At 54.4% G+C, this 12,186-nt stretch carries 11 protein-coding genes; 3 read left to right on the top strand and 8 right to left on the bottom strand.

Going from position 1 to position 12,186, the window contains the following annotated elements:
* Positions 1-43: 43 nt before the first annotated feature.
* The gene (locus ACE419_RS06730) at positions 44-805 is read right to left on the bottom strand and encodes a DeoR/GlpR family DNA-binding transcription regulator (RefSeq protein WP_432647495.1); all 762 of its coding nucleotides are present in this window, start codon (positions 803-805) and stop codon (positions 44-46) included.
* Positions 806-1,038: 233 nt separating this feature from the next.
* Between ACE419_RS06730 and ACE419_RS06725 the strand changes: the two genes are divergently transcribed.
* On the top strand, positions 1,039-1,419 hold the full coding sequence (locus ACE419_RS06725; protein ID WP_435721441.1) for a PTS sugar transporter subunit IIA: 381 nt from the start codon (positions 1,039-1,041) through the stop codon (positions 1,417-1,419).
* 57 nt (positions 1,420-1,476) lie between these two features.
* Positions 1,477-2,280 (top strand): Cof-type HAD-IIB family hydrolase, encoded by an 804-nt coding sequence (locus tag ACE419_RS06720; protein ID WP_435721440.1) that lies wholly within the window; start codon positions 1,477-1,479, stop codon positions 2,278-2,280.
* Positions 2,281-2,294: 14 nt separating this feature from the next.
* Here the strand turns inward: ACE419_RS06720 and ACE419_RS06715 are convergent, their stop codons facing one another.
* From ACE419_RS06715 to ACE419_RS06685, 7 genes are all read right to left on the bottom strand, one after another.
* On the bottom strand, positions 2,295-3,635 hold the full coding sequence (locus tag ACE419_RS06715; RefSeq protein WP_435721439.1) for an ABC transporter substrate-binding protein: 1,341 nt from the start codon (positions 3,633-3,635) through the stop codon (positions 2,295-2,297).
* Positions 3,632-4,318, bottom strand: a complete 687-nt coding sequence (locus tag ACE419_RS06710; RefSeq protein WP_432647491.1) for a response regulator — start codon at positions 4,316-4,318, stop codon at positions 3,632-3,634. The genes ACE419_RS06715 and ACE419_RS06710 overlap by 4 nt, the downstream gene beginning before the upstream one ends.
* On the bottom strand, positions 4,315-5,667 hold the full coding sequence (locus ACE419_RS06705; RefSeq protein ID WP_435721438.1) for a sensor histidine kinase: 1,353 nt from the start codon (positions 5,665-5,667) through the stop codon (positions 4,315-4,317). Before ACE419_RS06705 ends, ACE419_RS06710 begins: the two co-directional genes overlap by 4 nt.
* A gap of 2 nt (positions 5,668-5,669) precedes the next feature.
* Positions 5,670-6,668 carry a sugar ABC transporter substrate-binding protein gene (locus ACE419_RS06700; protein ID WP_435721437.1) on the bottom strand — a complete coding sequence of 333 codons (999 nt, stop codon included), beginning with the start codon at positions 6,666-6,668 and terminating at the stop codon, positions 5,670-5,672.
* 190 nt (positions 6,669-6,858) lie between these two features.
* Positions 6,859-7,683, bottom strand: a complete 825-nt coding sequence (gene manZ, locus ACE419_RS06695) for a PTS mannose transporter subunit IID (RefSeq protein WP_432646903.1) — start codon at positions 7,681-7,683, stop codon at positions 6,859-6,861.
* A 14-nt stretch (positions 7,684-7,697) separates the two neighbouring features.
* A complete protein-coding gene (locus tag ACE419_RS06690; protein WP_432646902.1) occupies positions 7,698-8,513 on the bottom strand; it encodes a PTS mannose/fructose/sorbose transporter subunit IIC in 816 nt (271 codons plus the stop codon).
* An 87-nt stretch (positions 8,514-8,600) separates the two neighbouring features.
* The gene (locus ACE419_RS06685) at positions 8,601-9,092 is read right to left on the bottom strand and encodes a PTS sugar transporter subunit IIB (protein WP_432646901.1); all 492 of its coding nucleotides are present in this window, start codon (positions 9,090-9,092) and stop codon (positions 8,601-8,603) included.
* A 252-nt stretch (positions 9,093-9,344) separates the two neighbouring features.
* Here ACE419_RS06685 and ACE419_RS06680 point away from each other — a divergent pair, with 252 nt between their 5' ends.
* The gene (locus ACE419_RS06680; protein ID WP_435721436.1) at positions 9,345-12,140 is read left to right on the top strand and encodes a sigma-54-dependent transcriptional regulator; all 2,796 of its coding nucleotides are present in this window, start codon (positions 9,345-9,347) and stop codon (positions 12,138-12,140) included.
* Positions 12,141-12,186: the final 46 nt, after the last annotated feature.

Below are 12,186 nucleotides of genomic sequence, written 5' to 3'. Positions count from 1 at the left end.
AAAGAGCAGATGCCTGCCGGAAAAACAGGCATCTGTTCTTTTTTCAAATCTGTACGATTTCGACACCCTGACGGCGGGCGCCGGCAATGAAATCTTTGTCAGCCTTTTTGTCGGTCACAAGTGTGTCGATTTCGCGCAGGTCGGCGACGCGCAGGAAAGATTCACGGCCAATTTTTGTGTGGTCGACGACGACGATTTTTCGGCGGGCGGCTTCAAACAAGGTTTTTTTGAGGGCCTGATCGTTCGCCGTTGGCGACATGACGCCGCCTTCTAAAGAGAGGGAACTGACGCCCAAGAAAGCGAGGTCGATGCGGAAGCCGCGAATTGTGCGGCAGGCAAGGTCGCCGAAGAAACCATTCGTGCCGTAATCGAAGATGCCGCCCATTGAGAAGAGCTGCAGGCCCGAGCTGCTGGCTAAAATGTTCATCACGGCCAGCGAATTTGTCAGCACGGCAATGTTTTTGCGCCCCGACAGGGCTGCGGCGATGCTCATGCAGGTCGAGCCCGAGTCGAGGTAAATGGCATTGCCTTCCTGTACAAGGCCGGCACAGTATTTGCCAAGCTCATTCTTGTCACGCTGATTCAGAAGCGCCCGCGCGCCGACCGAGGCCAGCGCGAGGCCTCCTTCGTTGTATATGGCACCGCCATGTACGAGCGTCACGATATTTTCTGTGGCCAGCCTCTTGAGGTCGCGCCGTATGGTCATGGTCGTGACGTCTAATTCCTCTGCAAGTTTTGTAACGTTGACTTTCTTTCGTTCCTTGATGATGCTCAGCAGGGCTGTCCGGCGTTCGCGGGTATGCATGGGAAACCACCTCTTATATTGTCTGACGATTGTTCTTTTCCTTGTTTCTATATTACAATTATGTTGTTAAAAACAAATTATGGCCGATTTTCCCGTTTTTTGCAACAAAAAATGGCGTATTTTGCTGGCAGAACGATGCGGTATTTGCTATGATACAGACAGAAAGAAAAAACACCACTGAGCGCGCAAGGTGAATTTTTAAAGGTTATCAAGATAATAAGGAGGACTTTATCATGAAACTCTATTTTGTAGCCAACGAATGCCTTGCTTCTGCTTTGAAAGATGCCCTTACGCATTATTTTGACCAGCCGGACGTCACGGCAATCGACTTTATACAGCCGTATTATGAAAGAAGTGTACGTCAGCTGGCCGCTGCCCTCAGCCGTGACCTCAGGAAAAATCCGGATGAGCAGTTCATCTTCCTGACGGATACGTTTGGCAGCACGGCTGACCATGAGGTGCGGCTGCTGCTGGCGCGTTCGGGTCTCGCGGAACGCTCAGTAGTCGTGAGCGGCATGAATCTGCCGTTGGCCATCAAGTATTACGGCCTTGCCGGCTCTTTCAGCTTCGAAATGATTCATGACCTTGCCGAAGATGCACAGCAGGCTGGCTGAAACGCCCATGCAGGGCATGAACAAGGGATTGTATAAAAAAGATTTGGGGGAAGCGACATGGTAAAGATTGTATTCTCGGACATCGACGGGACGCTGCTGACGGATGACAAGCATGTGACAAAGCGTACGGAAGAGGCCGTCAAGGGGCTTTTGCAACAAGATATTCCCTTTGTACTGGTTTCGGCCCGCATGCCGGAAGCAATCTATCCCATCACAGAAAAGATGGGCATCACGATTCCCCTGATCTGCTACAGCGGGGCGCTCGTGCTGACGAAAGAAGGCGAGACGCTTGCCAGCACCGTCATGAAAAAAGACGTGACCGCTGCTTTTTTCAAGGAGGCTGAAAGCCGTTTCCCCGATGCGACCATCAATTACTATGCCGGTCATCACTGGTATGTCAAAGACGTAACGGACCCGCGCGTCGTTTTTGAGATGGAGATTACCGAGGCCAAGGCCGAAAAAGCAGATTTTGCCGCCTGCCTGCAAAAGGGTATTCTGCCGCACAAAATCCTCATGATGATGGAGCCGGATGACTGCGAGCGGGCCGAGAAGGAGCTGCAGGCGCTGTTTCCTTCCTTAAATATCGTGCGTTCGTTTTCCACTCTGCTCGAAATCATGGACAAGTCCGTGACAAAGGCAAGCGGCATTGAGGTTATGCTGCAGCATTACGGCCTTAAGGCAGAGGAGTCGCTGTCCTTCGGCGACAACTACAATGACCTTGAGATGCTCCGTTATACCGGCACGAGCGTGGCCATGGGCAATGCCCCAGAGAAAGTCAAAGAGGCAGCGACGGCATTCACTTGCTCGAATGAAGAGGATGGCATCTATGCGTATCTGAAAAAGCATGGAATCATTGCCTGATTCGTTCATCCGGACTATTTAAGAAGCAGGTCGTTAACTTTTTTTGGCAGACGGTTCATGGCGTTGGTCTCTGTGAGACTGCCCTGAATGAGTTTTTGGATTTCGCGGTCGGCGAGCAGGATGGTTTCGCTGTACTGCGGAAAACGGTCGGGGAGGGAACCTTCCTCGATGACGCGGCTGACAGCCTGAGGGCTGCGGCCGCTTTTTTCGTCGGCGGCAGGGCCGAAAAGTTCAGCAGACGTTGCATTTTCGATGATGCCGCGGTGCACGGGCAGGGCAGCGGAGAGGGTCAGAAGCTTTTGCTGGTTTTCCTTTTCGTAGCAGACAGCCTTTAAAAATTCCCAAGCCAGCTGTCGCTGCTTCGTCTGCGCATTGATGCCCATCAAGAGCGTCTGAATCGGGGAGGTATTTTTTCCCTCAGGGCCGCGCGGCAGGCGGATGCAGTCCCATTCGAAATTCGTTGCTTTCTTGATGCGCCACGGATAGGGCTGATACGTGCGGTAGGCCGCAAAGCTGAACGGGCGGAACGCAACGTGTCCGAGGTCAAAATCGCGCTCCTGTACGGTCTGTCCCTGCTGAGTCTGATGCAGGGCAATCGTGAAGCGGATGGCATCTTCGATGCGCGGATTGGCAAAGTACGAAGCCTTGCCGTCGGCGCGAAAGAGTTTCTGCCCGCTGGTGATGACAGCATCCTGCCATGTGTAGCCGTAAACGCCGAATTGGTCAAGGCGGCCGTCGCCGTCCGTATCGCGCGTGACTTTTTGGCAGATGGACAAGAAATCATCCCATGTCCAGTCGTCATCGGGCAGGGGAATGCCCTCGCGTGAGAGGAGTGTCCGGTTGACGAACATCAGCCGCGGTACGCATTCGACGGGCAGGGCATAAAGGGGGCCCGCTTCGCTGCTGCGTCCGTAGGCAAGCGGCGTCGGATAGAAGTCGGCAAGCTCGAAATTTGCATCATCTTTGGCTAGTGTATCCAAAGGGGCAAGGGCCCCGCGGTTCGTATAAAGATTGAAGTCATTTTGCGGAATCAGGAATAGATCCGGCATTTCGCCTGCCAGAGCCTTGCCAGCGAGCCATTCACTGTAATCTTCCTTGCGGATGCCGCTTTGATAGACGACTTTGACATTAGGATGCTCGGCTTCGAATTTCGCGATGACTTCATCGATGTAGGCATAGCTGTTGCCTTGGGGAACGTCCCAATTGCTGCCGGCAAAGAGTCCGACGCGCAGGATGATGGGCTGGGGCTCCATCTTGCAGAGTGCCAGAAAGACGAAGAGATAGGCAAAAAGCAGCCCCAAAAGAAAGCGAGGGGGCCGGCGAAATCTTTGCAGTCCGTGTTTTTGCTCACTCATGGCGTGACCTCGCCGTTGGCAAGTCCCGTCTGCACGGCCCAAATGGCCAGCTGCGTGCGGTCGCGCAGCCCGAGTTTTGCGAGTGCGGAGGAAAGTCCGTTGCGGATGGTGCCGTCTGAGAGGGAAAGTCTGCCGGAGATTTCTTTATTCGAGAGGCCGCGGCCGACGAGCAGGGCGATGTTGCGCTCCGTCCGGTTCAGGACTTCGATGCCCTTCGTGTACTCGGGGTCGGTCGCGAGGCTCGACTGTGCCATCTGGTTAAAGAATTTGACGACCTTCGCGACGATGCCGGGATTGATCATGGCGCCGCCCTGAGCGACCGTGCGGATGGCATTGCTGAGCTCCGGCACGGAGACACCTTTTAAAAGGTAGCCGCTCGCGCCGTATTTGAGGGCATTGAAGACGTATTCGTCGTCATCAAACGTCGTGAGGATGATGATGCGCACCTGCGGCCATTGGGCTTTGACGGCGCGGGTGGCCTCGACGCCGTCAAGTTCCGGCATGCGCACATCCATGAGCACGACGTCGGGAGGATTTTTTTTGATGAGTTCCAGAAGCTCGCGGCCGTTGCCCGCGAGTCCGGTGACCGCCATATCGGCGTTGGTGCCAAGCACGATGCTCAGGCTCTCGCGTATGAGTTCCTGGTCATCGGCAATCATGACCTTGATTTTTTTGGTATTCATAAGAATCTGGATGCCTCCTCATTTTCCGGTAAGATGGCTTCAAGAGTAAAGCCCTGGTCGCTCCAATAACGAAGTTTGCCATGCAGCAGGGCAAGGCGTTCCTGCATATGGCGCAGGCCGAAGCCTTTTTCCAGCTTTCTGGTATCGACGCCGCAGCCGTCGTCGGCAAGCACGAGATAGACGATGCCGCGCCGAGAGCCAATCGTAATGGTGAGATGCTCGGCATGGCCGTGGCGGCGGGCATTGGTCATGCCTTCCTGCACAACGCGGTAAAGTACCTCTTCCTGGTCAGGGCGCAGGCGTTCCGGCCACTGCAGTACATCAAATTTTATTTTCATGCCGGTCGAATCGGCAAATTCTGCAATCATGTGCTCGATGGCCTGCCTGAGGGATAATTGTTCCAAGTCGTCGGGCCGCAGTTTCTTGACGCTGCGGCGCACGTCCTTGAGACCGCGCAGGGCAATCTCCTTGATTTTGACAAGCTGCTCCTTGGCTTTGTCGGGGGCAATATCCATGAGGATGTTCGTGGCATCGAGGCCGGCGGCTATGCCTGTGAGGGCATGGCCGAGCGTATCGTGGATTTCGCGCGCCAGACGGTTGCGTTCGCGTGTCTCTGCCATGGATTCTGCCTCGATGGCATACGCCCGCAGGCGGGTGTTGGCCTCTTCAAGCTGGGCATTGAGACTGGCGATGCGCTGTTTTTCCTGATGATTCTGCCGGATGAGCAAAGTCAGGTAAAAGACGAAGAGAATGAGATTGATGGAAGTCAGGCCGTGGTGAACGGCGATAATCCAGGCACGCGGCTCCACCGCATAGTAAGAGGTGTAGGCGTCAAAAGGGGACAGATGGTTGGTAAAGGACGCGAGGTTGTAGTCGACGATGGCATAAAGGCCCATCATGGCCACGGTGAGCAGGATGAGCTGGTGGCGTCCGGAATAGCGGTGCAAAAGATCCGCCACGACGAGCAGGACAACGCCGTCATAGGCGAGATTCAGACTGCGCATGATGATGACGCAGACGATGATTTCCAGCCCCAGACAGATATAGCGCATGACGGCAGGCAGGGGCCCCTCGCGGTAAAGCCAGCCGAGCAGGACGAGCAGCAGGAATGCCCCTGCCGAATCGATCAGGATGGCAGCGGGCGGCAGAGGCAGGCTCGGCAGCTGTGCCAAAAATGTATGGGCATTCATGGTCTGGATGATTTTCAATTGTGTGATACTCATGAAGCCGGCGATGAGCACAACGGCCATGCCATTGTAGATGGTCAGGATGTCGTGCATGGCGCGGAGTTCGCTGGCATCGAGTGCCTTGGCAAGGCGTTTGGCCTGATGATAAGCATTTTGTTTCACGCTTAATCCCACTCCTTTGTTTGTGCAGAGGTCAGATTATCGTGCGTCCAGAGATGCGTGGGCAGCTGGATGAGCTGGTCAATGCTTTTTCCCTGTAGAAGTTCGTAAGCCTGCTCGGCCGCGATATGGCCGATGCGGCGCGGCGACTGTCCTGCCGTGGCCGTCATGCGGCCGGCAAGAATCAGCTCTTTTGTTTCGGGCACGCCATCGACGCCGTAAACGCGGAATCCCTGCAGCCTGCCCAGAGATTCGAGGGCTGCCATGGCGCCGAGGGCGGAGGGGTCGTTGAGGGCCATGATGGTATCGGCCTCCGGATGGCGCTGCAGCATTTTTTCGGTGGCGGGCATGGCAAGCTCAAGCTGGCCGTCACATTCCTCTTCATCGAGAATGGTGAAGCCCTCGTGGCCGGCTATGGTTTCCTTGAAGCCGTCGATGCGGTCCACGGCGGAGTGGGCCGTGCTGTGCTTGAGCAGCAGAATTTTGGCACTCGGGGCCGTGGTGAGAAGATGCTCGGCGCAGGCAACGCCTGCCGCGTAATTATCCGTTTCGATGGTCGAGGCGACGTACTCACTGTCCTGTACATTGGTATCAATCGTGATGACGGGGACATGCGCTGCCCGGGCGGATTCAAGGGCCGGCCCCATGCGTTCAAAATCCACCGGATTCAGAAAAATGACGGAAACGCCGTCGGCGATGAGGTCTTTGACTTCTTCGGTCTGCTTCTCGACAGAAAGGGCAGGGTCTCTTGAGAGCAGGACATCGCCGTGGTCCTCTACGACCGTGCGGATTTCCTCATCTATAATTTCGTAGAACGGATTGTTCAGCGTCATGTAGACGGCGCCGAATTTTCGGCGGTGTTCGTCCTGTCTGAGACTGAAGTCGTGATTCTGGGAGTACAGCCCTCCTAACGTGATGGCGACGATGATGACGGCAAGCAGGATGGCGATACATTGTTTCTCGCGGGCCCGTGTCATGATATGCGGATGGTGGGGACTTTGCACAGGCTGGTTCACTTCCTCTCGATAGGGATTGTCTGTTGAAGCATTGCTTTGCTTCCATAGTATTTGAATATTTGTTTCCATAGTAATAGAAGCAAAGGCTAAAAGTCAATGTTTTATGAGAAAGCAACAGCCCTCAGCAGGGATAGGGATCTGCTGAGGGCTTATATAAAATATGGAGAGATACTATTTTTTAAGCGAAGAGGCCAATCGCATAGCCGACAATGCCGAGAGCAAAGAGGCCGAGGATGATGATGAGCGGATTGACATTTTTCTTCAGCAGCCACATGCAGGCAAACGTCATGAGAAGCGGGACGATGCCAGGCATCAGGCTGTCGAGAATGGTCTGTACGGTCGTCGTGACCTGCTCACCGGCGCTGTTCGTGTAGCTTGAGAGCACGAGCGGCATATTGACGGTCGTCCACTTGGCGACGAGAGCGCCCATGACGAGAAGTCCGAGGACGGAAGAACCTTCCGTGAGGAAGCGCATCTTGTTGCCGCCCATTTCATCGACGAGTTCTGTGCCTTTGCTGTAGCCGTACATGACGCCGTACCAGTTCGTGGCAAGGCGGATGGCGTTAAAGACGAGGAAGAAAATCAGCGGGCCCATAATGCTGCCCGTCAGGGCAATGCCGGCACCGAGGGCGGCGAGCACCGGACGCAGCGTGCCCCAGAAAATCGGGTCGCCGACGCCGGCGAGCGGGCCCATGAGGCCGACCTTGACGCCGGAGATCGTCTGATCGCTGATGTCCGCGCCGTTGGCCTTCTTTTCTTCCATGGCGGCCGTGATGCCCATGATCGGGGTGGCGAGGAACGGCTGCGTGTTGAAGAACTCGAGGTGACGCTTCATGGCTGCGGCCATGGCCGGTTTGTCGCCCTTATAGACTTTGCGCAGGGCCGGCAGCAGCGAGACGCAGAAGCCGATGGCCTGCATGCGCTCGAAGTTGAAGGAGCCGAGCAGGAAGTTTGAACGGATAAAGATGTTGACGAGATCTTTTTTGCTGAGTGATTTTTCCATGATGCTGCCCCTCCTTACATGAGATCCGAATCGTCGATATCATCGAGGCCGTCGCCGCCAGCTGCCGGACCGCCCGTCTGGGCTGCCTGCTCGATGGCGATGTCACGCTGCAGACCCTTGATGTGGAAATAAGCAGCGATGAGGCCGATGGCGCCAAAGCCGATGAGGTTGACATTCGTGAATACGGCGATGAGGAAGCCGAGGAAGAAGAACGGCATGAGGGATTTTGCATTCATCATGTTGATGACCATTGCATAACCTACGACGACGATGAAACCGCCGGAAACCTGCAGGCCGCGCGTGATGACCTCAGGAATCGAAGCGAGCAGGGCGTTGACCGTGTCCGTGCCGGCAATGGCAGCGACGAGGGCAGCCGGAACTGCTACGCGGATAGCCTGCAGTAAGAGGCCGCCGATATGGCACATCTCGATGCCGAATCCGTTGGCATCGAGGGCAAATTTATCGGCGAGGTGCTGGAAGAAGACGGTGATCGTACGAACGAAAATAGTCAGGACCTGGCCGGCAGCAGCGAGCGGCACGGCAATGGCGATGCCGGCACCGATGCTCTGGTGGCCGACGATGACGAGGATGGCGGAGATAACGGACGCAAGTGCGGCGTCAGGTGCCATGGCAGCGCCGACGTTCATCCAGCCGAGTGCGAGCATTTCAAGTGTACCGCCGAGGATAATACCGGTTGTGATGTCACCGAGCACAAGGCCGACGAGCGTGCAGGCGACAAGCGGACGATGGAATTGGCATTCGTCGAGGACCGAGCCCATGCCGGCTACGGCCGCGACGAGGATGAGAAGAATGAACTGAATTGTCGTCATTTTCTTTGTTCCCCCTTATATTTGAGAGCGGCAGCTTTTTGTCTCTGTTATCTATTATCTGGTATCACTGCCGCCCTGTTTCCCCCATTAGAGCAGATTTTTTGCTTTGAGTGCTTCGATGGCGTCTTTTTTCGGCTCGTTCGCGAGCTTGCGGATCTCGACTTCGATGCCCATGTCGACGAGTTCCTTGATGGCAGCGGCGTCTTCTTTGTTGACCGCGACAGCCTGCGAAATCAGCGTATCGCCGTCTTTATACGTCATGCCGCCAAGGTTAACGGATTTAAACGGAATGCCGCCTTTGACAGCGCGCACGACATCGCGCGGATTCGTGAACAGGAAGAGCGTCTTAAAAGGAGCGTATTTCGGGTTTTTGTAGGCTGCGACAGCTTTCTCGACTGGCACAACATAAGCCTTGATGCCCGGAGGAGCGACCTGCAGCAAGAGTTTTTTGCGCAGCGTGTCCTGTGCAACATCGTCGTTGCAGCACATGATGCGGTTGCAGCCCGTTACCTTTGTCCAAACGGTTGCGACCTGGCCGTGAATCAGGCGGTCATCAATACGGCAGAATGCGATTTCCATGATAGTACCTCTCTTTCACTCGTTACAGCCCCTGACGTGGCGGGCTGTTTATCTATCTGACAGTTCTTATAATACGATAAAACAAAGATAAAATCAGCTGATATGCGTCACAATATGACGCAATGGTAATATGACATTTGTCATATTGTGATTTTGCGGAATTGGCGGATGTGAAATTTTCGATATCTGTTATAATGGAAAGGAACATATGTGATATGGAAATGATGCAGCGATGTGAAGGGGAAATAGCAGATGAAACGAGGGGAACGTATCTATGCGTATATTCAGGAAAAATCTGCGGCATTGCCGGAGAATGAGATAAAAGGACGCGTTGGCTTTGATGCACAGGAGATTGCCGAAGAGCTCGGCATTCTGCGCAATAATGTCTCGAAGGAGCTCAATGAACTGCACCGTCAGGGGAAAATCGTGAAGTTTGCAGGGCGTCCGGTCCGTTATTTTGACAGGGAGACTCTCGAAAAAGTACTGCAGGTCGGGCTTGGACACGGCCCCTGTCAATTTGAGGATGTCGAGTCAATTGTGCAGGAACAGGAGCCCAAAGTTCCTGAAAATCCATTTGCGCGGCTGATTGGCGCGGACCGCAGCCTCAAACGTCAGGTTGAGCAGGCCAAAGCGGCCATTCTTTACCCGCCCGACGGCCTGCACACGCTGATTGTCGGTCAGACCGGCGTCGGCAAGACCCTGTTTGCCCATATGATGTTTGAATATGGCAAGGCCATGCACCGTTTTGCCGAGGATGCGCCGTTTGTGACGTTCAACTGTGCGGATTATTACAACAATCCGCAGCTCCTGATTTCACATGTCTTTGGCTATGTCAAAGGGGCGTTTACGGGAGCCGAGCAGTCGAAAGCGGGTCTTGTTGAAGAAGCGGACGGCGGCGTACTCTTTCTTGACGAAATTCACCGTCTGCCGCCGGAAGGGCAGGAAATGATTTTCTACTTCATGGATACAGGCACGTTCAACCGCCTCGGCGAAACGCGGCGCGACCGCAGGGCGAAAGTCCTTATTATCGGCGCGACGACGGAAGACCCGGACTCGGCTCTTACGAAGACGTTTGTGCGCCGCATCCCGAACATCATGAAAATCCCGCCGCTTGTCGAACGCACGCTGGCTGAGAAGCTCGATATCATCAAGCTGATGTTTCAGGACGAGGCACAGCGCGTCAAGAAGCCGATACGCGTCGGGGTGGAATCCATCAAGGCCCTCGTCGGCAGCATCGGCAATGGCAATGTCGGTCAGCTCAAGTCCAATATCAAGCTGCTCTGTGCACAGGCTTTCTTAAATGGCATTGACAGCCCCGACTATATGGAAGTCGACTTCAAGATGCTGCCGCAGCAGATCCGAAATGGCCTTTTGACTTTGTCGGCCAATCGCCAGGCCCTGACCGAAGTCACGAAGGAACTCGGCAGTGACTCGTGCATCATCGTGCCGCCGGGACCCGACTTTCACCTTGAAAATGAAGAAAATGATGTGGAACCCTTCAATCTCTATCAGGTTGTTGAAGAAAAAGTCGAACTGCTGAAGGGCGAGGGCATCAGCAGCGACCTCATCAAGCAGATTGTGGCGACCGATGTCAATGTCTACGTGCGCACCCTATATAATAAGAAGAATTCCGTCAACATGACGACGCGGGAACGTCTTTTGAAGATTGTCGATGAATCCCTGATTGATTTTTCGGAACAGGTGGCACTTTATGTGCAGAAACGCATGAACCGCAGTTATCACGACCGCTTTCTCTATGCCTTCAGCCTGCACCTTTCGGCTTTTCTCAAGCGCGTCAAGTCAAAGGATACCATCTCTTATACGGAAATTGAAGGTGCTGTGCCGCAGGATTCTCTGTGTCTTGAAGTCGCAATGGAAATTGGCGGCTTCATCAGCAAGCATTATCATTTGGAAGTGCCGCGCGTGGAGATTGAGTACATTGCGCTGCTCTTGGAGTCGGCTGAGGACGATGATATGGAAGACCGCGTCGTCATCGTGGTGGCTACGCATGGACAGAGTACGGCCACATCGATGGTCGAGGTCGCACAGCGTCTGTTCGGTACGACGGACGTCAGCGTACTCGCTGTGGATATGCCGCTTGAAGTCAAACCGCAGGAAGTCCTCGACAAAATGTTTGTGATGCTGCGGGCCATGCGCTGCCTTAAAGGCGTCCTGATTCTTGCGGATATGGGCTCTCTGTGCAATCTCGGTCCGATTCTCGCGGAACGTCTTGAGGTGCCGGTAAGAACTATTGATATGGTCTCAACGCCGTTGATTCTTGAAGCTATGCGCAAGGCGGAGCTGGCGGGGATGGACCTTGAAGGGCTCTATGATGCCCTTTTGAGTTTCCATGGCTATGAGACAAGTGACATTACCAAAGAGGAAGATATGGCAGAAAATGATGATGGCGTCATCGTTACTATTTGCTCAACGGGGCAGGGCACAGCACTGAAGCTTAAGGCTCTGGTGGAGGATATTCTCGGTCAGTCCGGCCATCCGCTCACGGTGATTCCCGTGGGGCTTGTCAAACTCGAGGAGCATCTGCGGGAAATTGCCGAGGAGCATCACATTGTTGCAGCAGTCGGCGTCAAAAAGCCGCAAATGGAAATCCCGTTTATCCCTTTGGAGGCGCTCATCGATGGGAATGGCGAAAATACGCTGATGGAAATTGTCGGCGGCATCGCCAATCTGCCGGAGCACAGTCAAGGGGCTCCCGTCGTGCGCAAGCTCTGTGAGGAGTCTCTGCGCAAGTTCCTGACGTATCTGAATCCCGACAAAGTCATGCCGCTGCTGCTGGAATTTGATCATAGGCTGATGGAGAATTTGCCTAAGCCCCTGACAAATCCCCTGCGCATCCGCCTGCTCGTACACTGCGGCTGTGCTCTGGAACGTGCCGTCATGCATAAGCCCCTGCATTATGATAAGACGGCTGGCAGTCTGACCGCTGAAAAAATCAAAGTCCTGCATCAGGCCGCCGCGGTTTTTGAGGCCTCACTGCAGCTGCATTTGGCAGATGATGAAATTTATTTTATGGCTGAGATGATTTAACAAATCGATACACTAAGTACACTGCTGGTTTTATAGACAGCAGTGT

The sequence above is a fragment of the Mitsuokella apri genome (assembly GCF_047974105.1).
Lineage (GTDB): Bacteria > Bacillota > Negativicutes > Selenomonadales > Selenomonadaceae > Mitsuokella.
This window is presented reverse-complemented; position numbering and strand designations above follow the sequence as displayed.